Raw genomic sequence first — 22,778 nt, forward strand, 5'->3', positions numbered from 1 at the left:
GTTTAACACCATGTATTTAAATACATATTTTGTTTTCTATCGCATCCTGTATGCTGTGGGGCAGTTTGGAGCAGATAAATAAAACTACTGTATATACCCGCTTGCTCACAGGCTTATGCACAGTCTGGGTGGGCAACTTGCGGAATCTGATCCTTTAATTTGTTTATAAGTTTGCTTGAAATCGAAAGTTATTCATGAATGGGGGATTGCAGTCCTTGTTTGCTGCCACGAGGTGAATGTGGAACAATCCCCTTATAGATTCAGCCTTTATAAGGTGATCACGTGATAGATGGCGACGGGTTTCGTCCCAATGTCGGAATCGTGATCTGTAACCGTGACGGACAAGTATTGTGGGCCAAGCGTTATGGGCAGCACTCCTGGCAGTTTCCGCAGGGAGGAGTTGATGACGGTGAGACGCCAGAGCAGGCCATGTATCGTGAGCTGTATGAGGAGATAGGCCTCAAGCCCGAGGATGTGACCATCATGGCGACCAGTCGCAACTGGTTGAAGTATCGCTTGCCAAAACGCCTCGTTCGTTGGGACAGTTCACCGGTCTGTATTGGCCAAAAACAAAAATGGTTCCTGCTGCAGCTGGATCCGGGCAGGGAGTCCAGGATCCAGTTCGGTTGTCATGGTCATCCGGAGTTTGATGACTGGCGTTGGGTCAGCTTCTGGTACCCGGTGCGTCAGGTGGTTTCCTTCAAGCGGGAAGTCTATCGCCGGGTGATGAAGGAGTTTGCCCCGCTGGCGATGCCGGTGCCGGCAGTGCAGGTCAACAAGAAGGATGGGCGGCGTAATCGCGCCCGCTAAGGAGCACAGATTAGTTGTTAACGGAACTCAGACGCATCGTCGAAAGCATGGCCGAAGCCAATACCCTCGAGCTGGCCTTGCAGGCATTGGTCAGCCAGACCCGGCTGGCCATGTCGGTGGACTGCTGTTCCGTTTATGTCTCCGAACCTGAAATGCGCCGCTACCGGCTGGCCGCGACCGACGGTCTGGCCGAGTCGGCGGTGGGCAAGGCCACCTTGCCGTTCGAGCAGGGTATCGTCGGCCTGGTGGGTCAGCGTGAAGAGCTGATCAACCTGGCCGATGCCCCTTCCCACCCCAGTTTCAAATTCCTGCCCGATGTGGCCGAAGAGGCGTTTCGCTCCTTCCTCGGCGCCCCCATCATGCATCAGCGTCAGGTGGTGGGCATTCTGGTAGTGCAGCAGATGGAGAGCCGCCTCTTCGATGAGGGGGAGGAGTCCTTCATGGTCACCCTGGCGGCCCAGCTGGCGGCGCGTATCGCCCAGGCTCAGGCCAAGGGGTGGCTGCAGAAGACCGACTGGAGCAAGCCGCTGCGCGGCATTGCTGGGGCCAGCGGCATCGCCATGGCCAAGGCCTGGGTATGGCGGCCACGCAAGGAGCTGCGCTCCATCACCCCGCGCAAGGATGAGGATCACGCCAGCCAGCTGGCGCGGCTGAACGTGGCGGTGGAAGAGGTGCGCCACGACCTGGAGAGCCTGGCCCTGCGTTTTCGCGAGAGTTACAGCCAGGACTCGGTGGCGATCTTCGACATCTATCTGCATCTGCTGGACGATCCCGGCTACATCAAGCCGATCCGCAACAAGGTGAGCAAGGAGCACTGGACGGCGGTCTCGGCGGTCAAGCTCATCAGCGATCGTCTCATCGAGCAGTTCAAGGGGATGAAGGATCCCTATCTGCAGGAGCGCTCCACCGATGTGAAGGACATCGCTCAGCGGCTCATCAGCCGGCTGGTGCAAAACGAGCCCGAGCATATCGCCATCGGCGAGCCTGTGGTGCTGGTCGCCGACGAGGTGACGGCCACCATCCTCGCCGAGGTGCCCCGCGAGTTCCTGACCGGGGTGGTGTCGCTCAAGGGGGGCACCAACTCCCACGCCGCCATCCTGGCCCGCGCCATGGGGGTGGCGGCCATCATGGGGGTGGATCTGCCGCTCGGCGACATCGGTGGTCGCATGTTGGTGGTCGACGGTTACAGCGGCGATCTCTTCATCGAGCCCAATCAGGTGATCCTGACCGAGTATCGTCAGCTGCTGAGCGAAGAGCGGGCGCTCGATACCCTGGTGCGCAGCGTCGACAATCAGCCCTCCGAGACCGCCGATGGCGTGCCTGTCTCCCTGCTGCTCAACGCCGGCCTCAGCGCCGACACCGAGATCTCTCTCAATCAGCTGGCGGACGGGGTCGGCCTCTATCGCACCGAGATCCCCTTCATGCTGCAGGACAGCTTCCCCTCCGAGTGGGAGCAGACCGCCCGCTATCGCGGCATTCTGGAGACCTATCGCAACCGGCCGGTCTGCATGCGGACCCTGGATGTGGGGGGGGACAAGCAGTTGCCCTATTTCCCCATCGTCGAGGAAAATCCCTTCCTTGGCTGGCGGGGGATCCGGCTCACCCTGGATCACCCCGAACTGTTCCTGGTGCAGCTCAAGGCAATGCTGCGGGCCAGCGAAGGGCTGGACAATCTGGCCATCATGCTGCCGATGATCAGCAGCGTCAGTGAAATCAAGGCCTCTCGCCGCCTGCTGGATCAGGCCTGGCGCGAAGTGTCGGAAGAGGCGGTCAGCCGTGAGGCAGTGATCCGCTACCCGAGCCTGGGGGTGATGATCGAGGTGCCTTCCGCCCTCTACATCCTGCCTGAGATGGCGCCGCTCATCGACTTCTGGTCGGTGGGCAGCAACGATCTGACCCAGTACCTGCTGGCGGTGGATCGTAACAACGCCCGGGTCGCAAATATCTACGACGCCTTCCATCCGGCGGTGATCCGCGCCCTGCAGCTGCTGGTCGATGCCTCCCATCGCTACCACAAACCGGTCTCGGTCTGTGGCGAGCTGGCCGGTGATCCGGTCGGGGTGTTGCTGCTGCTGGCCATGGGCTATCGCCGCTTCAGCATGAACACCCACAACATCGCACGCATCAAGTACGTACTGCGTCAGGCCAACCTGAGCGAGCTGACTGTGCTGCTGACCGACGGCCTCAAGCACGACAATCCCCATGTGCTGCGCGGCCTGTTTGCCCGCTATCTGGAAGAGCACGGTCTGGGCGGTTTGCTGCGCGCCGGTCACAAAGCGAAACAGATTGATTGATAATCATGCCTTGTCCCTGCTGACGAATGATCGGAAAATGCGGCTTTTCTTATGACTGGGGCCGCTTATGCAGCACGATGGATATTGGGTTTTCTCGCAGATTGATCCCGTAGCATTCAGTTTGGGACCACTATCGGTACGCTGGTATGGTCTCATGTACTTGTTTGGCTTCGCCTTTGCCATGTGGCTGGCGGGGCGTCGCGCCGATGCGCCGAACAGCGGCTGGACCCGCAACGAGGTGTCAGACCTGCTGTTTTACGGTTTCCTCGGGGTGATCCTGGGTGGTCGGGTCGGTTACGTGCTGTTCTACAACTTCGACATGTTCCTGGCCGATCCCCTCTACCTGTTCAAGATCTGGACCGGTGGCATGTCGTTCCACGGCGGCCTGATCGGGGTCATCACCGCCATGGTCTGGTTTGCCCACAAGACCAAGCGCCACTTCTTTACCGTGGCCGATTTCGTGGCACCGCTCATTCCGTTTGGCCTCGGCGTCGGCCGCATCGGCAACTTCCTCAACGGCGAGCTGTGGGGTCGGGTCACCGATGTGCCCTGGGCCATCATCTTCCCGGAAGCGGGCCCCGAGCCGCGCCACCCCTCCCAGCTCTACCAGTTCGCACTGGAAGGGGTGGTGCTGTTCATCATCCTCAACCTGTTCTGGCGCAAGAACCCGCCGCGCGGCGCCATCTCCGGCATGTTCCTGCTGTTCTACGGCCTGTTCCGCTTCCTGGTGGAATTTGTGCGCCAGCCTGACAGCCAGCTCGGGCTCTACTTCAACGAGCTCAGCATGGGCCAGATCCTCTCTACCCCGATGATCCTCATCGGTGCCCTGATGATCTGGGCCGCTTACAAGCGCCCGCAGCTGTTTGGCAACGCCGTGAAGGAGGCAAAACAATGAGAGCCTATCTCGACCTGATGCAGAAGGTCCTGGATGAGGGCACCCTCAAGTCCGACCGTACCGGTACCGGCACTGTCTCCCTGTTCGGCCATCAGATGCGCTTCAACCTGGCCGAAGGCTTCCCGCTGGTGACCACCAAGAAGTGCCACCTGCGCTCCATCATTCACGAGCTGCTCTGGTTCCTCAACGGCGACACCAACACCGCCTATCTGAAAGAGAATGGTGTTAGCATCTGGGACGAGTGGGCCGACGAAAACGGCGATCTGGGCCCGGTCTACGGCGCCCAGTGGCGCTCCTGGCCAGCGGCTGACGGGTCTGTCATCGACCAGATCCAGAAGGCGGTGGACGACATCAAGCACAACCCGGATTCCCGTCGCATCATCGTCTCCGCCTGGAATGTGGGCGAGCTGGACAAGATGGCGCTGGCTCCCTGCCACGCCTTCTTCCAGTTCTATGTGGCGGACGGCAAACTCTCCTGCCAGCTCTATCAGCGCAGTTGTGACGTCTTCCTCGGCCTGCCGTTCAACATCGCCAGCTACGCTTTGCTGACCCACATGATGGCCCAGCAGTGCGACCTGGAAGTGGGGGACTTCGTCTGGACCGGTGGTGACGTGCACCTCTACTCCAACCACATGGAGCAGACTGCGCTGCAGCTCTCCCGCGAGCCGCGCCCGCTGCCGACCCTGCTGATCAAACGCAAGCCGGACTCCATCTTCGACTACCGATTCGAGGATTTCGAGATCGAGGGTTACGACCCCCATCCCGGCATCAAGGCGCCCGTCGCCATCTGATGTGAAAGGCGCCCATGAGGCGCCTTTTTTATGCATAAAAACCACAAAATATTCATTCTTATGGGGGAGTATCAAGTGATATCTGCCCGAGAGAAAACCTGCTTATAGCAGGCATGTTTGATTTTGCCTTCGGTTTTTTCGTTGTATTTCGCAGTAAGAAACGATTTTTCACGGATTGTTATCGGATATAGACTCAAATCAAAGTAAGACTGTGGATATTTTAACCATGAGCGACGTAATCAAGAAGTTCCTCAAGTTGGAGGCCGCCTCCGGAATAATTCTGATCATGGCAGCCATGCTGGCCATGATCTTGGCCAACAGCGGCCTGGCCGGCAGCTATCAGGCTTTCCTCGATACCCAGGTGCAGGTGCGCATTGCAGCCCTCGACATCAACAAGCCGCTGCTGCTCTGGATCAACGACGGCTTCATGGCTGTCTTCTTCCTGCTGGTCGGCCTCGAGGTGAAGCGCGAGATGCTGGAAGGGGCGCTCTCTTCCCGGGTGCAGGCCACCTTCCCGGCCATCGCGGCGGTGGGCGGCATGCTAGCGCCGGCTCTGATCTATGCCTTCTTCAACTACTCGGATGAAGTGGCGCGTGCCGGCTGGGCCATTCCCGCCGCCACCGACATCGCCTTTGCCCTCGGGGTGATGGCGCTGCTCGGCAAGCGGGTGCCGGTCAGCCTCAAGGTGTTTCTGCTGGCGCTGGCCATCATGGATGACCTGGGGGTCATCATCATCATCGCCCTGTTCTACACCCAGCAGCTGTCGCTGACGGCGCTGGCGATCGGCATCCTGGCGACCCTGACCCTGCTGTGGATGAATCGCCGCGGTGAGGATCGGATCAGCCTCTACATGCTGGTCGGGCTGGTGCTCTGGGTGGCGGTGCTGAAGTCGGGCGTCCATGCGACCCTGGCTGGGGTGGTGGTGGGCTTCATGATCCCGCTCAACGGCAAGCGTTATGCCTCGCCACTCAAGCATCTGGAGCATGCCCTGCACCCCTGGAGTGCCTACCTGATCCTGCCGCTGTTCGCCTTTGCCAACGCCGGGGTGTCGCTGGAGGGGATAGGTCTCTCCTCCCTGCTGAGCCCGGTGCCCATGGGCATCATGCTGGGGCTGTTCATCGGCAAGCCGCTCGGGGTGTTCACCATCAGCTGGCTGTCGGTCAAGCTGGGCATTGCCCAATTGCCACCTGGGGTCAACTTCAGACAGATCTTTGCGGTCAGCATTCTGTGTGGCATCGGCTTTACCATGTCGATGTTCATCGCCTCGCTGGCCTTCGAGCACGGCGGATTGGATTACGGCAGCTACTCTCGCCTCGGGATCCTGGTGGGATCCACCCTGGCGGCGATCGTCGGTTATCTCGCCCTGCGCATGGCGCTCCCGAACCGGGAGGCCGATCAAAGCACGGAGGGGTTATGAAAAGAGCAGGATGGTGGGCCATGCTGGCGCTGAGCCAGGCGGCCTGGGCCGGCAGTCTGCAGGATTGCCAGCAGGATGCAGCCTCGGCCAGCTGCTCGGCCTATCTCAGCGGCGTGGTCGACAGCGCTCTGCTGCTGGGGGACAAGCAGGCCAAGGCGCAGTTTGGTGAGACCTTCGCCGAGCGGGCGCTGAGCAGCCGGGCCGGCGAGCGAGTCAAGCAGTCCAACAAGCGCTACTGCGGGGAGCGGATGCCGGATCCGGTCCACCTCAAGGCCCACCTGCAGGAGCAGTTCGGCGCGAACAAGGTTGACTCGATCAGCGACATGTATGACATTCTGGCGGCTGAACTCAGTTGCTACCGGAGCCCGCGCCAGGCGGGAACCCCATCGGATGTCACACCTTAACTACAACCATCTCTATTATTTTTGGATGACCCAGAAGAAGGGCTCTGTCACGCAAGCGGCGGAAGCCCTCTTCTTGACCCCGCAGACCGTCACCGGCCAGATCAAGCTGCTGGAGCAGCGCCTCGGCGGCAAATTGCTGATAAGAAAGGGGCGCTCCCTGGAGGCGACCGAGCTGGGCCAGCTGGTATTCCGCTATGCCGACAAGATGTTCAGCCTCTCCTACGAGATGCTGGATATCGTCAACTACCGCAAGGAGAGCCAGATCCTGTTCGACGTCGGCATCGCCGACGCCCTCTCCAAACGCCTCGCCAGCCGGGTGCTGCTCTCCGTCATCCCCAATGATGGCTCCATCCATCTGCGCTGCTTCGAATCGACCCACGAGTTGTTGCTGGAGCAGCTGAGCGAACACAAGCTCGACATGATCCTCTCCGACTGCCCGGTGGACTCCAGCCAGCACGCCGGCCTGCTCTCCAAGCGACTAGGTGGTTGCGGGGTCAGCTTCTTCTGCAAGGCGCCGCTGCCATCGCTGCCGTTTCCCGCCTGTCTGGAGGAACGCAAGCTGCTGATCCCCGGCCGGCGTACCGCCATGGGTCGTCAGCTGACCCAGTGGTTCGAGCAGCAGGGGGTCTCCCCCAGCATTCTCGGCGAGTTTGACGATGCGGCCCTGATGAAGGCGTTCGGCTTTTTCAACCAGGGCATCTTCATGGCGCCCACCATCTACCGGGAGGAGATCTTGGAAGGGGAGGGAGTGATGCTGCTGGGCGAGACCCAGGATCTGATGGAGGAGTACTACGTCATCTTCGCCGAGCGGATGATCCAGCACCCGGCGGTGAAACGGGTGTGCGAGAGTGACTTCTCCTTCCTGTTTGCCGGCCAGGAGGACTTTGCCATGATTCAACCGGCAACCCTGTCATTTTAAATCGACGGGCCACAGAGTATGATTCTTGCCTCGAACGAGAGGGAATGAGATGCAACTGGAAGAGATGGAGGCCAATGCGAGCCGGGCGGTGGCACTGCTCAAGGCGCTGGCCAATGAACGGCGGCTGTTTATCCTGTGTCAGCTGCTGGAGCGGGAACTGTCGGTGGGGGAACTCAACGAGCGGCTGGGCCTGAGTCAGTCGGCGTTGTCACAACACCTGGCCGTGCTGCGGCGGGATGAACTGGTGGAGACGCGCAAGGAGGCCCAGACGGTCTACTATTCGCTGCGCAGCTACGAGGTGCGCGAGATGATAGGGTTGCTGCACAAGTTGTACTGCAGCGAACAGAAATAAAAAACCGGCACTAAGGCCGGTTTTTTCAGCTTTATCAGCAGACGCTGATTAAGCCATAGCTTTGATCTGGGCAGACAGGCGGCTCTTGTGACGAGCAGCTTTGTTCTTGTGGATCAGGCCTTTGGTCGCCATACGATCCATGATCGGCTGAGCAACAGCGAAAGCGGCAGTCGCAGCAGCCTTGTCGCCAGAGGCGATGGCAGCGATGACTTTCTTCAGGTAGGTACGGGTCATGGAACGACGGCTGGCGTTGTGCTGACGACGTTTCTCTGACTGAAGAGCGCGCTTCTTAGCAGATTTGATGTTAGCCAAGGTAAAACTCCTAAAACTGTCTTAGCGAGTGTATTGAAAAGGCCCGGAAATATGCCTTCTCAACCACATATTGTCAAATGATTTGTGCAAATAAACACCGCCCCCCGGTGGTGTGTCAGGTGGGAGACGGTTAAACTGTCGGCCGATTCTATCAGCATTCTTTTCATTCCGACAGTTCCAGAGGCCTCGTCTTGAGTAAGAAATTGATCAAATCCGGCATGATAGTGTCCGGAATGACGTTGGCGTCCCGCGTGATGGGCTTGGTTCGCGATGTGGTCATCGCCAATCTGCTTGGCGCCGGGGTGGCCGCAGACGTCTTCTTCTTTGCCAACCGCATTCCCAACTTTCTGCGCCGCCTGTTCGCCGAAGGAGCCTTCAACCAGGCCTTTGTTCCCGTGATGACGGAGTACAAGAAAAAGGGCGACGAGAGCGAAGTGCGCGAGTTGCTGGCTGCGGTGGCGGGCACTCTGGGGGGAATCGTCACCGTGGTCACCCTGCTCGGGGTGCTGGGTTCCGGCGTGCTGACCGCCCTGTTTGGCTGGGGCTGGTTCTGGGACTGGCTGCACGGCGGGCCGGCGGCCGAGAAGTTCGAGATGGCGAGCCTGATGCTCAAGATCACCTTCCCCTACCTCTGGTTCATCACCTTCACCGCCATGGCGGGGGCCATTCTCAACACCTTCGGCCGCTTCGGGGTCTCCTCCTTTACCCCCATCTTCCTCAACATCACCATGATTGCCGCCGCCTGGTGGATTTCCCCCTGGCTCGACAATCCCGAGCTGGCGCTGGCCATCGGTGTCTTCCTCGGCGGTCTGGTGCAGTTCCTGTTCCAGTTCCCTTTCCTGCGCCAGCTCAACATGCTGGTGTGGCCCAAGTGGGGTTGGCACCACCCGGGGGTGGTGAAAATCCGCACCCTGATGATCCCGGCCCTGTTCGGGGTCTCGGTCAGCCAGATCAACCTGCTGGTCAACACCATGCTCGCCTCCTTCTTGGCGACCGGTGCCATCAGTTATCTCTATTACTCGGATCGGCTGCTGGAGTTCCCGCTCGGCATGTTCGGCGTCGCCATCAGCACCGTCATCCTGCCGGCGCTGGCCAAGAAGCACGTGGATGCCGACCCGGCCGACTTCTCCCGTACCATGGACTGGGGGGTACGGATGGTGATGCTGCTCGGCCTGCCGGCCATGGTGGGCATCGCCGTGCTGCGCGAGCCCATCCTGCGGGTACTGTTCATGCGCGGCGAGTTCGGCCTGCACGAGGTGAGCATGTCGAGCGCCAGCCTGCTGGCATCGACCACAGGTTTGCTGTCGCTGATGCTGATCAAGGTGCTGGCGCCGGGCTACTACGCCCGCCAGGACACCCGTACGCCGGTGCGGATCGGGATGATCTCGATGGCGGCCAACATGGTCTGCAACCTGCTCTTCATCTATCCGCTCGGCTACGTGGGGCTGGCCCTCTCGACCGCCTGCTCGGGCACGCTGAACGCGGCTTTGCTGTTCAGAGGGCTCCATCAGCAGAGCGTCTACCGCCCGTCCCGTCACACCGGGGTATTTTGTCTCAAGCTGCTGACCGCCAGCCTGCTGATGGGGGGCGTGCTCTTGTACCTCTCGCCGGATCTGGCCCAGTGGGGCGCCTGGCACATGAGCAAGGCGACCATGCAGCTGGCCATGCTGCTGGTCGTGGGGGGCGCCATCTATGCCGGTGTCCTGCTGGCGCTTGGGATCCGGCCAAGAGATCTGAGAGCGGGGCGGGACGACTGAGTCAGCCCCTGTGGCGAAATAGCCCCACCTGAACCTGTTGTCGGGGCGGGGCGGCTGAAATCGGGTCAGCTACAGGGCTGACCCGGCGTGCCGCCTGATATATAATCCGGCGATTTTCATAGCAGCAAAGCACAAGGCACTGATGGAGCTTATCCGCGGTATTCACAATATCAAGCCCCGTCACCGGGGGTGTGTATTGACCATTGGCAACTTTGATGGGGTCCATCAGGGTCATCATGCCGTGCTGACTCGCTTGCAGGAAAAGGCCGCCCAGCTCGGCCTGCCGGCCTGCGTCATGCTGTTCGAGCCCCAGCCGCTAGAGCTGTTTGCCGGGGCCGCGGCGCCAGCCCGCCTCAGCCGCCTGCGGGAGAAGTACGAGGCGCTCAAGGGGATGCAGATCGATCGCATGCTCTGCGTGCGCTTCAACCACCGCTTTGCCGAGCAGTCCGCGGACACCTTCATAGAGCAGCTGCTGGTGGAGAAACTCGGCGTGCACTATCTGGTGGTCGGCGACGATTTTCGCTTCGGCAAGGGGCGGGAAGGGGACTTCCACTTGCTGGAGGAGGCCGGCCGGCGCTTCGGCTTCGAGGTGATCAGCACCCAGAGTTTCCAGTTGTCCCGTCAGCGAGTCAGCAGCACGCTGGTGCGCGAGGCCCTCGCGGCCGGCCGGATGGCGGAGGTGGAGCTGATGCTCGGCCGTCCCTACACCATCAGCGGTCGGGTAGCCCACGGCGACAAGCTGGGCCGCACCATAGGTTTTCCCACCGCCAATCTGGCTCTCAAGCGTCAGGTGATCCCGGTCGGTGGCGTGTTCGCGGTGGAAGTGATATGTTCCGGCAAGACCTTCCCCGGTGTCGCCAATGTGGGTGTACGGCCGACCTTGAGCGGTACACAAGCCAGATTGGAAGTACATCTATTTGATTTTTCTGGTGACCTTTATGGTCAGCAGGTCAAGGTGCTGCTTCGCCACAAGCTGCGCGAAGAGCAGAAGTTTGCCTCTTTCACCGCCTTGAAAGAGCAGATCGAACGAGATGCCCTGGCGGCCCGAGCCTGGTTCGGGCTGCCACAATTTCATTTACCCAGCACTCTTTTAGAAAAGAAGGGAACCCAGGACTGATGAGCGACTATAAACACACCCTGAATCTTCCGGAAACCGAGTTTCCGATGCGTGGCGATCTGGCCAAGCGCGAACCCAACATGCTGAAACGTTGGTACGATCAGGATCTTTACGGCGCCATTCGCCGCGCCAAAGCGGGCAAGCCTTCGTTCATTCTGCACGATGGCCCCCCCTATGCGAACGGCAGCATTCACATCGGTCACTCGGTCAACAAGATCCTCAAAGACATCATCATCAAGTCCAAGGGCCTCTCCGGCTTCGACTCCCCCTACGTGCCGGGCTGGGATTGCCACGGTCTGCCCATCGAGCTGAAAGTGGAAGGCATGGTCGGCAAGCCGGGTGAGAAGGTTTCCGCCGCCGAGTTCCGCGCCGAGTGCCGCAAATACGCCAAGACCCAGATCGAAGCGCAGAAGACCGACTTCATCCGCTTAGGCGTGCTGGGTGACTGGGAACACCCCTACCTGACCATGGATTTTGGCACCGAAGCCAACATCATCCGCTCCATGGCCAAGATCGTTGAAAACGGCCACCTGCACAAAGGCTCCAAGCCGGTGCACTGGTGTACCGATTGCGGCTCTGCCCTGGCTGAAGCCGAAGTGGAGTACTACGACAAGAACTCCCCTTCCATCGACGTACGCTTCAAGGCCGTCGACGAGGCTGCCGTGGCCGCCAAGTTTGACTGCGCCGAAGGCCACACCGGCAAGGGCACCCTCTCTGCCGTGATCTGGACCACCACCCCGTGGACCCTGCCGGCCAACCGCGCCATCGCCATGCACGCCGATCTCGACTATGCGCTGGTGCAGGTCGAGGGTGACAATCCCGAGCGTCTGATCCTGGCCGCCGAGCTGGTGAAGGACGTGATGGATCGCGCCGGCATCGAGCACTTCCACAACCTGGGCTATGCCAAGGGCGCGGCGCTCGAGCTGCTGCGCTTCAACCACCCCTTCTACAGCTTCGACGTGCCTGTGGTGCTGGGTGATCACGTCACCCTGGACGCCGGTACCGGCGCGGTGCACACCGCCCCTGGCCACGGCCAGGAAGACTTCGTGGTCGGTCAGAAGTACGGTCTGGAAGTGGCCAACCCGGTGGGCAGCAACGGCGTCTATCTGCCGGATACCGAACTGTTTGCCGGCCAGCATGTGTTCAAGGCCAATGCGGCCGTGGTCGAGGTGCTGACCGAGCGTGGCGCCCTGCTGCACCACAAGGTGTTCAACCACTCCTACCCGCACTGCTGGCGTCACAAGACCCCGATCATCTTCCGTGCCACCCCCCAGTGGTTCATCAGCATGGAGCAGAAGGGTCTGCGCAAGCGTGCTCTTGAAGAGATCGAGCGTATCGAGAAAGAGGGCATTGCCCAGCACGGCCAGAGCGGCTGGGTGCCGGCCTGGGGCAAGAACCGCATTCAGGCGATGGTCGAGAACCGTCCTGACTGGTGTATCTCCCGTCAGCGTACCTGGGGCGTGCCCATCTCCCTGTTCGTGCACAAGGATACCCAGGCGCTGCATCCGGATTCCGTGCGCCTGATGGAAGAGGTGGCCAAGCGGGTCGAGCAGTCCGGCATCCAGGCCTGGTGGGATCTGGACAAGGCCGAGCTGCTGGGCGCGGACGCCGACAACTACGAGAAGGTGCCCGACACCCTGGACGTCTGGTTTGACTCAGGTTCTACCCATGCCTCCGTGGTCGATGCCCGTCCCGAGTTCAACGGCAAGCCGGCCGACATGTATCTGGAAGGCTCTGACCAGCACCGTGGCTGGTTCATGTCTTCTCTGATGATCGGCGTCGCCATGAAGGACAAGGCCCCCTACAACCAGGTGCTGACTCACGGCTTCACCGTGGACGGTCAGGGCCGCAAGATGTCCAAGTCCATCGGCAATGTGGTGAGCCCGCAGGACGTGATGAACAAGCTGGGTGCCGACATCCTGCGTCTGTGGGTCGCCAGCACCGACTACACCGGCGAGATGACCGTCTCCGACGAGATCCTCAAGCGCTCCGCCGACGCCTATCGCCGTATCCGCAACACAGCCCGCTTCCTGCTGGCCAACCTGAACGGCTTCAATCCTGCGACCGACATGGTGGCACCGGCCGACATGGTGGTGGTGGATCGCTGGGCCGTGGGCCGTGCCAAGGCGGTACAGGCCGAGATCGTGGCGGCGTTCGACGAGTACAACTTCCATGGTGTGACTCAGAAGCTGATGCAGTTCTGCTCCATCGAGATGGGCTCCTTCTATCTGGACGTCATCAAGGATCGTCAGTACACCGCCAAGGCTGACAGCCTGGCCCGTCGCTCCTGCCAGACCGCTCTCTATCACATCGCCGAGGCCATGGTGCGCTGGATGGCGCCCATCATGAGCTTCACTGCCGACGAGATCTGGGCTCTGCTGCCGGGTGAGCGCGGCGAGTTCGTGTTCACTGAGGAGTGGTACGACGGCCTGTTCGGGCTGGAAGCGGGCGAAGTGCTGAACGACGAGTTCTGGGCCGAGATCCTCACCGTGCGCGGTGAAGTGAACAAGGCGCTGGAAGTGGCCCGTGGCGAGAAGCGCATCGGCGGTTCTCTGCAGGCCGAGCTGACCCTGTTCGCCAAGCCTGAGCTGGCAGTGCGTCTGAACGCCCTGGCCGATGAGCTGCGCTTCGTACTGCTCACCTCCAAGGCCAAGGTGGTCAGCGTCGATGCCGCACCGGCAGAGGCAGTGGCAACCGAGCGTGATGACCTGTGGCTGAGCGTGGCCCAGTCTGCCGCCGCCAAGTGCGACCGCTGCTGGCACCATGTGGAAGACGTGGGCACCATCGCGGGCCACGAAGAGATCTGTGGCCGCTGCGTCACCAACGTCGAGGGTGACGGCGAAACTCGTCAATTTGCCTGATGAACATGACTCAACATAAAAGCGGCCTGCGTTGGCTGTGGCTGGCGGTGCTGGCCTTCGTACTGGACCAGGCGAGCAAGCTCGCCGTGGTCAAGCTGCTGCCGTTTGGCTACCCGGGGGTGGAGATCACCCCCTTCTTCAACCTGGTCCACGTCTACAACAAGGGGGCGGCCTTCAGCTTCCTGGCGGATCAGGGGGGCTGGCAGCGCTGGTTCTTCGCCGTGCTGGCGTTCGCCATCTGCGGCCTGCTGATCCACTGGCTGCGCAAGCAATCCGCCACCCAGCGCTGGAGCGGTATCGCCTACAGCCTGATCATCGGCGGGGCGCTCGGCAACGTGTTTGACCGGCTGGTACTGGGCCATGTGGTCGACTTCCTCGACTTCTACTGGCAGCGCGCCCACTGGCCGGCGTTCAACCTGGCCGACAGCTTCATCTTCATCGGTGCCGCCATGATCGTGCTGGACGGCTTGCGTGGCGAGAAAAAACAGGACGCGACTTCATGAGCCAGCTGATTGCTGCGGACAGCAGTGTACTGTTCCATTTCTCCATCAAGCTGGAAGACGGCTCGGTGGCTGACAGCACGGCGCTGCACGGCAAACCGGCCCGTCTGCGGATGGGCGACGGCAGCCTGACGCCGAGCTTCGAGCAGTGCCTGCTGGGGCTGCGCGAAGGGGAGAGCAAGAGCTTCACCCTGGCGCCGGAAGAGGCCTTCGGCCTCTCCAACCCCGACAACATCTACCACCTGGACCGCGCCAAGTTCGGTGCCGAGGTGGAGCCGAAAGTCGGCACCATCATCCTGTTCGACCAGCCCAACGGCAGCGAGCTGCCGGGCATCATCCGGGCGGTGGAAGGAGTGTCGGTGACGGTCGATTTCAACCACCCCCTGGCCGGTCACACCGTCACCTTCGAGGTGGAGATCCTGGGGGTTGATGACGAGGAGAAGGTGCACTGATGGATATCCTGCTCGCAAATCCCCGCGGCTTCTGTGCCGGTGTCGACCGTGCCATCAGCATCGTCGAGAGCGCGCTGGAGAAGTTCGGTGCCCCCATCTATGTCCGCCATGAAGTGGTGCACAACCGCTACGTGGTGAACAGGCTCAAGGAGGCGGGCGCCGTCTTCGTCGAGGAGCTGGATGAGGTGCCGGATGACAGCATCGTCATCTTCTCCGCCCACGGCGTCTCCAAGGCGGTGCGTGAGATGGCCAAGTCCCGCGCCCTCAAGGTGTTCGATGCCACCTGTCCGCTGGTGACCAAGGTGCACATGGAGGTCCATCGCGCCAGTCGCAAGGGTTCCGAAGCCGTGCTCATCGGTCATGCTGGCCACCCCGAGGTGATCGGCACCATGGGTCAGTACGAGAATCGCGAGGGCGGCATGTATCTGGTGGAGACGCCGGCAGACGTGGCCAGGCTCAAGGTGAAGAACCCGGACGATCTCTGCTTCGTGACCCAGACCACCCTCAGCGTGGACGAGACCTCAGACGTGATCGATGCGTTGCGGGCGCACTTCCCCAAGATCCAGGGGCCGCGCAAGGATGACATCTGCTATGCCACCCAGAACCGCCAGGATGCGGTGCGGGAGATGGCCGGGCTGGTGGACGCCATGCTGGTGGTAGGGTCGCGCAACTCCTCCAACTCCAACCGCCTGCGGGAGCTGGCCGAGAAGGTGGGCGCCAAGGCCTACCTCATCGACGACGCCTCCATGATCGAGGCTGACTGGCTGGCGGGAGTCAAGGCGATCGGTGTCACCGCCGGTGCCTCCGCCCCCGAGGTGCTGGTGCAGTCCGTCATCACCCGTCTGCGCGAGCTGGGCGGCAAGGTAGTGGCCGAGCACCCCGGTCGTGAAGAGAACGTGGTGTTTGAAGTGCCGCCGGAACTGCGGATCCTGTGATTGATGTGTCCCCAGCGGGGCTACGCTGTATCTGATTGAGCCACCTCCTGCGAGGTGGCTTTTTCATGGGTGATTCTTATGGCTCTTGTTGGCCGTGTTGCCGTCAGATCGCAGCGAAATTTGATGATGTATGTCCAAGATTTGAGTAGATTGAATTGCCAGCGAAAGTTCGCGGCCTAGACTGCTGATGAACTTGTTACCGGCTTGATGGCAGATGGATGTGCCGCCGGCCCCCCGACAAAATCAGAGCGAAACAGGATGTTTTTGCGTTCAGGTTTTAGCCTCATCGAGCTGATGGTCACCATTGCGCTCGTCTCTATCTTGCTGACGTTGGGAGTCCCCTCCTTCAGCGCGATTATGCGCAATATGACGTTGACCAGCCAGGCCAACAACTTCGTGGCCGCCATCAACCTTGCCCGCTCCGAAGCCATTCGCCGCAATACGGCGGTCACTCTCTCCGCCTCCACCAGCAACCTGACCCAGAACCACTGGGAATCGGGCTGGCAGATCTGGGTCGACAGCAACGGCAACGGCACCCTGGACAACGGCGAGTTGCTGCGACTCTTTCCCGACATGGGGGCAGGCACCCTGGTCAGCAATACCTCGCTGGTACGTTTCAGTGGCAATGGCTTTCTCGATGGTCGTGCCCAGGCGGCGCTGGTGTTTTCCCTGCAGCCGCCCGACTGCGCGCAGGAGGCATCGCGCGACATCACGATCACCCCGGCCGGCCGCCCTTCGATTACGGAGACCAGCTGCATATGAAGCACCAGCAAGGCGTCTCGCTGCTTGAAATCATGATCGCCGTGCTGGTGCTGTCGATCGGCATCCTCGGCATGGCGACCCTGCAGTTGCAGGCGCTCAAGAGCAATCAGTCGGCCCTGACCCGGACCGAGGCGACCCAGTTTGCCTACATGATCACCGACATGATGCGGGCCAACCGTAGCGCGGCTCTGCTCGGCCAGTACAACGTCGGCCTGGGGGAGGCGGTCTCCGGCAGCTCGATGGCGATACAGGATGTGCAGTACTGGAAACAGGCGCTCGGCGGCTTGCCCGGCGGTGACGGGGCCATTGCCGTGAGTGCCGGACAGGCGACCATCACCATCCAGTGGAATGCCAGCCGGCTGGCCACCGAGCCTGCGCTGCGCAGCATGACCCTGAGGACGGATCTGTGAGCGGGCGGCGCACCTTGTTGCGTCAGGCCGGTGTCGGTCTGGTGGAGGTGATGATCGCCCTGCTGCTGTCGTTGCTGACGGTCGGGGTCATCATCCAGGTGTTGCTTGGCAACCACAAAACCTACCTGACCGGCGAGGCCATCGCCCGGGTGCAGGAGGACAGCCGGTTTGCCGTGAACCTGCTGCAACAAGAGCTGCGGATGGTGGGCTACCAGGGCTGCCTCAGCAAGCAGGGGGTCAACATCACCAATACCCTCAACGGGGCGACGGCGCTGCCCTACAACTTCACCGTCTATCTGCGCGGCTATGACAATGTCACGGCGACGCTGCCTGCGCCGTTGTCGGCCCTGTTTACCGCGGCTGAGCCCAAACCCAAGCTGGGAACCGACGTGCTGCTGGTGCAAGGGCCTACCGGCAGCGGTGTGCCGGTGACCCGCAACAACAGTGCGGCCCAGCTGTTCGTGCAGCAACTCTCCAGCAAGGCCAACTACTGCGGCACCGGCAAGCAGGGCTACAGCGACCTGTGCGAGGGGGACATCGTCATGGTCTCCGACTGTCAGAAGGCGCGGATCTTCCAGATCACCCAGACCCAGGTGGTGGGAGGGGGCAGCGAGGTCAACATCGGCCACTCCAACGACAACAAATATACCCCGGGCAATGCCGTCAGCTCCTGGGGCGGCGCCAGCAGCCCGGTCGAGGAGCGCTTCGGTGCCGGCTCGGTATTGAGCCGGATGGAAACCCGGGTCTATTACATCGCCCGTTCCTCGGCAGGCGCCCCCTATGCCCTCTATCGCAAGAGCGGGCTGGGAGCAGGCATGCCGCTGGTGGACGGGGTCACCGACATCCAGCTGACCTTCGGCGAGGATCAGAACCGGGATCGGGCGGCGGATCGTTACGTGAACGCCGCCAGCAACCCGAACTGGGACAACGTGCTGGGGATCGGCGTGCAGCTGTTGATGCGCAGCAACCAGGGCAATGTGGTGTCGGATCCGCAGGCCATCAGCTTCGCCGGCGCTACCTTCCAGGCAACCGACAGCCACTGGTACTGGGTGGCCGAAACCACGGTCGCCTTGCGCAACCGGCTGCCATGAGGAGGGAGGCATGATGGGGCGACAAGGGGGAATGGCGCTGGTGATCAGCCTGATTTTTCTCGCGGTAGTTAGCCTGCTGGCGATGGCCAGCATGCAGAGCGCCCTGCTGCAGGAGAAGATGGCGGGCAACCAGAAGGAGTCGCAACAGGCACTGCAGGCGGCGGAGGCGGCACTGCGCGCTGCCGAGCGCTATCTGGAGGCGGGCAACTCAGGCCCCTACGACAACAGCGCCGGCCTCTATGAGTTCGTCAGCGTGGCGGTGGATCCCGCTTCTCCCTCCACGGCCTGGCGTACCTATGCCAATAGCGGGCTGGCGGGACGGGCCCCGGAGTACTTCATCGAGCGGCTGCCCTACACCCAGAGCAGCAACGAGAGCCTGGCGGTGGACGAGCCCATCAGCGAGCGCCGTCTTTATCGCATCACGGCTCGGGGATTCGGCCTCTCGGACGAGAGCCGGGTGCTGTTGCAATCAACCTACAGCCGCTAGGAGGGAACCATGCGTGCAGCTGGCTATGGATTTTGTGCCCTGTTGCTCTGCGCTCAGGTGCAGGCGGCGCTCGACATCGCCCAGGTACCCCTCTATCTCGGCACCCGGGCCGAACCCAACATCATGTTCAGTCTGGATGACTCCGGCTCGATGCACTTCGAGCTGATGCCGGATAATTTGATCGAAAACAGCGCTCGCTACGTCTATCCCCGTGCCGACAACGTCTATGGCAGCGAGGACTACGACAACCGGACCGTGACCTTCACCAGCAACAACGATCGCAACGCCTACACCCGCTCGAGCAACAACAACAAGCTCTACTACAACCCCTTGTTGAGCTACCGCCCATGGGCCAAGGCGGACGGTACCCTGATGGCAAATGCCAGCATCAGCTGCGCGCCGCACAACCCCTTCAACACCGCCGCCGGTTGTCGCGACCTGACCAAGAACAACCGCTCGAAGTCGTTGCGCTACTACACCGGGTTCTCCTCCAGCGACTACAACGATGACGAGACCTTCTGGCCCGCCGTCTATTTCGCCTACAAGGGCAGCGGTGACGTAAAGAGGGCGAGCAGCTATACCCGGGTCGAGATCAAGTCCGGCAGCACCTATGGCGGGCGCCCCAATCGCAGCGACTGCAAGAGTGCACCGGTATGTACCTATGAGGAGGAGATCCAGAATTTCGCCAACTGGTACACCTACTATCGCTCCAGGATCCTGGCGGCCCGGGCCGGGGTCGGTCGTGCCTTCGCCAGCCAGGGACAGGCCCTGCGGGTGGGGTTTGCCACCATCAACGCCAGCGGCAGCGTGATCCGCGGGGTGGCGCCCTTCTCCGGCACCGATCGCAGCGCCTTTTTCAGCGACCTCTACAGCCGCGACATTCCGGCCGCCGGCACGCCGCTGCGCACCAGCCTGAAGGATGTGGGGGAGTACTTCTCCCGCACCGACAACAATGGCCCCTGGGCGGCCAGCGCGGGCAGCACCTTGCCCCACCTCACCTGCCGGCAGAGCTACAACATCCTGATGACCGATGGCTACTGGAACGGGGACACCCCCTCGGTAGGGGATCTGGACAAGGATGGCTACAGCAATACCCTGGCCGACGTCGCCTACAAGTACTGGAAGAGCGACCTTCGTGCCGATCTGGCCGACAAGGTGCCGACCAGCACGGCAGATCCCGCCAACTGGCAGCATCTGGTCAACTTTACTGTGGGGCTCGGGGTCAACGGCTCGCTCAATCCGGCCAACGGCATCCCGAACAGCTGGCCCAATCCCCATGATCCGGATGACAAGGAGTACAAGAACGCGACCTACATTCCGGAGTACAAGATAGATGATCTGTGGCACGCGGCGCTCAACAGCAAGGGCAGTTTCTTCAGCGCGGGTGACCCCGACGTCTTTGCCGTGGCACTGAGCAGTACCCTGGCCCAGATCGCGGCACGCAACAGCTCCGCCAGTTCGGTGACCGCCAACGCCACCCGGCTGGACAGCAATACCCACATCTATCAGGCCCGCTACAACAGTGGCGACTGGTCCGGGCAGCTCGTCTCCATTCCGCTCAACAGCGACGGCTCGCTGGGCAACATGGCCTGGGATGCCGCAACCCAGATCCCTGCCTATACCGCACGCAGCCTCTTCACTCGCCAGAACGGGGTCGGCATTCCCTTCACCTGGGCCGATCTCAACGCCACCAATCGCGCTCTGTTCAACCTCGCCGGTGACAACCAGGGGGAAAACCGGGTCGCCTACTTGCGCGGTGATCGCAGCCGCGAGCAGAGCAATGGCGGCCTGTTTCGCAGTCGCAGCGACCTGCTGGGGGACATCATCAACTCGGATCCCGTCTATGTCGGCAACCGGGACTACGGCTATGGCAGCGCCACCGGCCTGACCCAGGCCGAGCGGGAGGGCTACCAGAGTTTCCTCGGCTCGACGGCCATCAGTCGCCGCACCCCCATGCTCTACGTGGGGGCCAACGACGGCATGCTGCACGGTTTTCGGGTCGCCAACGGGGTGGAGACGCTGGGCTACATCCCGGCCAGCCTGCTGGGGGATCTGAGCCTGCTGACCAAGCCGGATTACAGCCACCGCTACTATGTGGACGGTACGCCCAAGGTGGGGGATGCCTATCTTGGCAGCAGCTGGAAAAGCGTGCTGCTGGGGTCGACCGGCGCCGGAGGCAAGGCGGTCTTTGCCATCGACGTGACGGCCCCCGACAACTTCACTGCCGACAAGATGTTGTGGGAGTTTACCAACGCCGAGATGGGGGTAGCGCTGGCTGCGCCGACCCTGGTCCGGGTGAAGTCCGGCAACAAATGGGTGGCGCTGGTGGCCAACGGCTACAACAGCACCAGCCAGACCGCCCGGCTGTTTGTGCTGGATCTGGCGACCGGCGCCGTGATCAAGGAGATAGATACCCAGGTGGGCTCGGCCAGCGAACCCAATGGCCTCTCATCCCCTTTGCCGGTAGACGAGGACGGGGATCGGGTAGCGGACTATGTCTATGCCGGCGATCTGCAGGGCAATCTGTGGAAATTCGACCTGACCGACAACAACAGCGCCCAGTGGGGGAGTGCCTTCAAGATCGGCAACAAGCCAAAACCGCTGTTTCAGGCGTGCAACGGGACCTGCTCTGCCAGCACGCGCCAGCCCATCACTATGCGCCCGTTGGCCATCCGTCATCCCAAGGGGGGCATCATGGTACTGATGGGGACGGGCAGCTATTTCACCAATGACGACAAGCTGTTGCCGGCAACCCCCAGGCTGGAGGCCGTCTACGGCATCTGGGATGCGGGGGCAAGCGTGCTCAGCAGTCAGCTGTTGCAGCAGAGCATTACCCACGAGTATTCCGCCAATGGCACCACCATCAAGTTCAACGTCAGGGTGGTCTCCAACACGGCGGTCAACTACACCAGCCAGAAAGGGTGGTATCTGGTGCTCAAATCCCCTGCGTTGAGCAAGGGGGTGGGAGAGCGAGCCGTTTCGGAGATGCTCTACCGCAACAAACGGCTGATCTTCAATACCCTGATCCCCTCGGCGGATGCCTGTGACTTTGGTGGACGCTCCTGGCTGATGGAGCTGGATCCCGTATCGGGGGCGCGTCTGAGCTACTCGGTGTTCGACGTCAATGGCGATGGGGCCGTCAACGATGACGACTATGTGGGGCTCAAGGACAGTGGCGGCAGCGACATCAAGGTGCCGGTCAGCGGCAAGCAGTTTGACGAGCTCACCACGGCGCCGAGCGTGGTGGAAGATGCCGACATGGAGCGCAAGTACATCAGCGGTTCCAGCGGCAATATCTCGGTCACGCTGGAAGAGGGGGCGGGTGATCTGGGTGGTCGCCAATCCTGGTTGCAACTGGAGTAGAGGTGGAGATGGCGCGTGGATTTTCCTTGCTGGAGCTGATGATTGCGGTAGCCGTGATGGCGATTCTGACCCTGATTGCCTACCCCAGCTACAACAGCTACATGGCGTCGGCCAAACGGGCCGAGGCCAAGGCGGCGCTGCTCGAGGCGGCGCAATACATGGAGCGGCAGTTTACCGCCGATGGCAACTATGATGGCGGCAACCTGGCCTCGGCCGGACTGGCCACCTTGCCCAGAGATGGTGGGGCTGCCTATTACAACCTGGCGCTCAATGCCAGCGGCGCCCGCTATACCCTGACGGCGATCCCGACCGGGGTGATGAACGGCGACCCCTGCGGCTTGCTGACCCTGGATCAGGGGGGGCAACAGGGGGTGTCGATGGCCAGCATGACGGCCGCCGAGTGCTGGTAATGCCTTACCAGCAGGCGGCAGGGGTCTTGATGTCAGCCTTGTTGAGGGTGAGGGTATCGCAGGCGGTGCTGCCGCTCTTGTCGCCCACCTGCGCTCCCTTGCTGGTGGCGATCAGGGTGTAGGTGGTTGCGGTAGCCCCGGAGATGGTGAAGTCGTAGTAGCTGCTGGTGGGGTTGCCCACTTGCGAGGGAGTCGCGCTGTAGCTGGTGTTGGAGACTCGGAACTCTTCCTGTTTCAGCTGCATGCTGAGCAAGCCCTTGAATGCCTCGGCTCGACGGGATTTGCGCAAACCGTCGCTGAAACTGGGGTAGGCGATGGATGCAATCATGGCGACGATGGCGACTGCAACGAGCAGTTCCAGCAGTGTGATTCCGGACTGTTTGGCTTTCATGGGGCGGCATGCTTCGTGAAACAGGTTGATACTATAGGATAGTACTGA

At 61.6% G+C, this 22,778-nt stretch carries 22 protein-coding genes; 20 read left to right on the forward strand and 2 right to left on the reverse strand.

Features of this window, described 5'->3' with window-relative positions; translation table 11 throughout:
* The first annotated feature begins 282 nt into the window (after nt 1-282).
* The 8 genes from rppH (at nt 283) to CAK78_RS12140 (ending at nt 7,882) form a co-directional block, all read left to right on the forward strand.
* A complete protein-coding gene (gene rppH, locus CAK78_RS12105; RefSeq protein ID WP_005308708.1) occupies nt 283-810 on the forward strand; it encodes an RNA pyrophosphohydrolase in 528 nt (175 codons plus the stop codon).
* Nucleotides 811-824: 14 nt separating this feature from the next.
* Nucleotides 825-3,104 carry a phosphoenolpyruvate--protein phosphotransferase gene (gene ptsP / locus CAK78_RS12110; protein ID WP_094697432.1) on the forward strand — a complete coding sequence of 760 codons (2,280 nt, stop codon included), beginning with the start codon at nt 825-827 and terminating at the stop codon, nt 3,102-3,104.
* Between the two features lie 67 nt (nt 3,105-3,171).
* Nucleotides 3,172-3,999, forward strand: a complete 828-nt coding sequence (lgt, locus tag CAK78_RS12115) for a prolipoprotein diacylglyceryl transferase (RefSeq protein WP_094697433.1) — start codon at nt 3,172-3,174, stop codon at nt 3,997-3,999.
* Complete coding sequence (gene thyA / locus CAK78_RS12120; protein WP_094697434.1) at nt 3,996-4,790, forward strand: thymidylate synthase; 795 nt, start codon at nt 3,996-3,998, stop codon at nt 4,788-4,790. The genes lgt and thyA overlap by 4 nt, the downstream gene beginning before the upstream one ends.
* A 226-nt stretch (nt 4,791-5,016) precedes the next feature.
* Nucleotides 5,017-6,207 carry a Na+/H+ antiporter NhaA gene (gene nhaA / locus CAK78_RS12125; protein ID WP_010635142.1) on the forward strand — a complete coding sequence of 397 codons (1,191 nt, stop codon included), beginning with the start codon at nt 5,017-5,019 and terminating at the stop codon, nt 6,205-6,207.
* Nucleotides 6,208-6,227: 20 nt separating this feature from the next.
* Nucleotides 6,228-6,611 (forward strand): hypothetical protein, encoded by a 384-nt coding sequence (locus CAK78_RS12130; protein ID WP_176452768.1) that lies wholly within the window; start codon nt 6,228-6,230, stop codon nt 6,609-6,611.
* Nucleotides 6,598-7,530, forward strand: coding sequence for a transcriptional activator NhaR (gene nhaR / locus CAK78_RS12135; protein WP_005308802.1), 933 nt, complete (start codon nt 6,598-6,600; stop codon nt 7,528-7,530). The genes CAK78_RS12130 and nhaR overlap by 14 nt, the downstream gene beginning before the upstream one ends.
* Before the next feature lie 49 nt (nt 7,531-7,579).
* Nucleotides 7,580-7,882 carry an ArsR/SmtB family transcription factor gene (locus CAK78_RS12140; RefSeq protein WP_005308804.1) on the forward strand — a complete coding sequence of 101 codons (303 nt, stop codon included), beginning with the start codon at nt 7,580-7,582 and terminating at the stop codon, nt 7,880-7,882.
* Between the two features lie 48 nt (nt 7,883-7,930).
* On the opposite strand, the gene rpsT is transcribed toward CAK78_RS12140, so the two are convergent.
* Entirely contained in the window at nt 7,931-8,194 is a 264-nt protein-coding gene (gene rpsT, locus CAK78_RS12145; RefSeq protein ID WP_005308808.1) for a 30S ribosomal protein S20, read from the reverse strand.
* A gap of 191 nt (nt 8,195-8,385) precedes the next feature.
* Between rpsT and murJ the strand changes: the two genes are divergently transcribed.
* The 12 genes from murJ (at nt 8,386) to tppA (ending at nt 22,339) form a co-directional block, all read left to right on the forward strand.
* The gene (murJ, locus tag CAK78_RS12150; RefSeq protein WP_010635140.1) at nt 8,386-9,951 is read left to right on the forward strand and encodes a murein biosynthesis integral membrane protein MurJ; all 1,566 of its coding nucleotides are present in this window, start codon (nt 8,386-8,388) and stop codon (nt 9,949-9,951) included.
* Between the two features lie 142 nt (nt 9,952-10,093).
* The gene (gene ribF / locus CAK78_RS12155; RefSeq protein ID WP_094697436.1) at nt 10,094-11,068 is read left to right on the forward strand and encodes a bifunctional riboflavin kinase/FAD synthetase; all 975 of its coding nucleotides are present in this window, start codon (nt 10,094-10,096) and stop codon (nt 11,066-11,068) included.
* On the forward strand, nt 11,068-13,929 hold the full coding sequence (ileS, locus tag CAK78_RS12160) for an isoleucine--tRNA ligase (RefSeq protein ID WP_094697437.1): 2,862 nt from the start codon (nt 11,068-11,070) through the stop codon (nt 13,927-13,929). The genes ribF and ileS overlap by 1 nt, the downstream gene beginning before the upstream one ends.
* Nucleotides 13,929-14,432 (forward strand): signal peptidase II, encoded by a 504-nt coding sequence (gene lspA, locus CAK78_RS12165; RefSeq protein WP_094697438.1) that lies wholly within the window; start codon nt 13,929-13,931, stop codon nt 14,430-14,432. The genes ileS and lspA overlap by 1 nt, the downstream gene beginning before the upstream one ends.
* Entirely contained in the window at nt 14,429-14,881 is a 453-nt protein-coding gene (gene fkpB / locus CAK78_RS12170; protein ID WP_094697439.1) for an FKBP-type peptidyl-prolyl cis-trans isomerase, read from the forward strand. The genes lspA and fkpB overlap by 4 nt, the downstream gene beginning before the upstream one ends.
* Nucleotides 14,881-15,816 carry a 4-hydroxy-3-methylbut-2-enyl diphosphate reductase gene (gene ispH, locus CAK78_RS12175; protein ID WP_094697440.1) on the forward strand — a complete coding sequence of 312 codons (936 nt, stop codon included), beginning with the start codon at nt 14,881-14,883 and terminating at the stop codon, nt 15,814-15,816. The genes fkpB and ispH overlap by 1 nt, the downstream gene beginning before the upstream one ends.
* 258 nt (nt 15,817-16,074) lie before the next feature.
* Nucleotides 16,075-16,578, forward strand: coding sequence for a type IVa pilus pseudopilin TppE (tppE, locus tag CAK78_RS12180; RefSeq protein WP_005308824.1), 504 nt, complete (start codon nt 16,075-16,077; stop codon nt 16,576-16,578).
* Nucleotides 16,575-16,988 (forward strand): type IVa pilus pseudopilin TppB, encoded by a 414-nt coding sequence (gene tppB, locus CAK78_RS12185; protein ID WP_094697441.1) that lies wholly within the window; start codon nt 16,575-16,577, stop codon nt 16,986-16,988. The genes tppE and tppB overlap by 4 nt, the downstream gene beginning before the upstream one ends.
* Nucleotides 16,985-18,079: a PilW family protein gene (locus CAK78_RS12190; RefSeq protein WP_094697442.1), complete on the forward strand. Its 1,095-nt coding sequence runs from the start codon at nt 16,985-16,987 to the stop codon at nt 18,077-18,079. Before tppB ends, CAK78_RS12190 begins: the two co-directional genes overlap by 4 nt.
* A gap of 10 nt (nt 18,080-18,089) precedes the next feature.
* Nucleotides 18,090-18,566, forward strand: coding sequence for a pilus assembly PilX family protein (locus tag CAK78_RS12195; protein WP_005308830.1), 477 nt, complete (start codon nt 18,090-18,092; stop codon nt 18,564-18,566).
* Between the two features lie 9 nt (nt 18,567-18,575).
* On the forward strand, nt 18,576-21,929 hold the full coding sequence (locus CAK78_RS12200) for a pilus assembly protein (protein ID WP_094697443.1): 3,354 nt from the start codon (nt 18,576-18,578) through the stop codon (nt 21,927-21,929).
* Between the two features lie 8 nt (nt 21,930-21,937).
* Nucleotides 21,938-22,339 (forward strand): type IVa pilus pseudopilin TppA, encoded by a 402-nt coding sequence (tppA, locus tag CAK78_RS12205; protein ID WP_010635132.1) that lies wholly within the window; start codon nt 21,938-21,940, stop codon nt 22,337-22,339.
* 4 nt (nt 22,340-22,343) lie between these two features.
* Here tppA and CAK78_RS12210 read toward each other — a convergent pair whose 3' ends face one another.
* A complete protein-coding gene (locus CAK78_RS12210; protein WP_094697444.1) occupies nt 22,344-22,730 on the reverse strand; it encodes a type IV pilin protein in 387 nt (128 codons plus the stop codon).
* Between the last annotated feature and the right edge of the window lie 48 nt (nt 22,731-22,778).

The sequence above is a fragment of the Aeromonas sp. A35_P genome (assembly GCF_002259925.1).
Classification (GTDB): Bacteria; Pseudomonadota; Gammaproteobacteria; order Enterobacterales; family Aeromonadaceae; genus Aeromonas; species Aeromonas dhakensis.

What these genes read in the sequence shown, in the direction of transcription:
- tppB (WP_094697441.1), top strand. Translation starts at nt 16,575, where the DNA reads ATGAAGCACCAGCAAGGCGTCTCGCTGCTTGAAATCATGATCGCCGTG.
- CAK78_RS12130 (WP_176452768.1), top strand. Translation starts at nt 6,228, where the DNA reads ATGCTGGCGCTGAGCCAGGCGGCCTGGGCCGGCAGTCTGCAGGATTGC.
- CAK78_RS12195 (WP_005308830.1), top strand. Translation starts at nt 18,090, where the DNA reads ATGATGGGGCGACAAGGGGGAATGGCGCTGGTGATCAGCCTGATTTTT.
- CAK78_RS12140 (WP_005308804.1), top strand. Translation starts at nt 7,580, where the DNA reads ATGCAACTGGAAGAGATGGAGGCCAATGCGAGCCGGGCGGTGGCACTG.
- nhaR (WP_005308802.1), top strand. Translation starts at nt 6,598, where the DNA reads ATGTCACACCTTAACTACAACCATCTCTATTATTTTTGGATGACCCAG.
- ileS (WP_094697437.1), top strand. Translation starts at nt 11,068, where the DNA reads ATGAGCGACTATAAACACACCCTGAATCTTCCGGAAACCGAGTTTCCG.
- CAK78_RS12210 (WP_094697444.1), bottom strand. Translation starts at nt 22,730, where the DNA reads ATGAAAGCCAAACAGTCCGGAATCACACTGCTGGAACTGCTCGTTGCA.
- CAK78_RS12200 (WP_094697443.1), top strand. Translation starts at nt 18,576, where the DNA reads ATGCGTGCAGCTGGCTATGGATTTTGTGCCCTGTTGCTCTGCGCTCAG.
- lgt (WP_094697433.1), top strand. Translation starts at nt 3,172, where the DNA reads ATGCAGCACGATGGATATTGGGTTTTCTCGCAGATTGATCCCGTAGCA.
- ribF (WP_094697436.1), top strand. Translation starts at nt 10,094, where the DNA reads ATGGAGCTTATCCGCGGTATTCACAATATCAAGCCCCGTCACCGGGGG.
- tppE (WP_005308824.1), top strand. Translation starts at nt 16,075, where the DNA reads ATGTTTTTGCGTTCAGGTTTTAGCCTCATCGAGCTGATGGTCACCATT.
- thyA (WP_094697434.1), top strand. Translation starts at nt 3,996, where the DNA reads ATGAGAGCCTATCTCGACCTGATGCAGAAGGTCCTGGATGAGGGCACC.
- nhaA (WP_010635142.1), top strand. Translation starts at nt 5,017, where the DNA reads ATGAGCGACGTAATCAAGAAGTTCCTCAAGTTGGAGGCCGCCTCCGGA.
- fkpB (WP_094697439.1), top strand. Translation starts at nt 14,429, where the DNA reads ATGAGCCAGCTGATTGCTGCGGACAGCAGTGTACTGTTCCATTTCTCC.
- ispH (WP_094697440.1), top strand. Translation starts at nt 14,881, where the DNA reads ATGGATATCCTGCTCGCAAATCCCCGCGGCTTCTGTGCCGGTGTCGAC.
- tppA (WP_010635132.1), top strand. Translation starts at nt 21,938, where the DNA reads ATGGCGCGTGGATTTTCCTTGCTGGAGCTGATGATTGCGGTAGCCGTG.
- lspA (WP_094697438.1), top strand. Translation starts at nt 13,929, where the DNA reads ATGAACATGACTCAACATAAAAGCGGCCTGCGTTGGCTGTGGCTGGCG.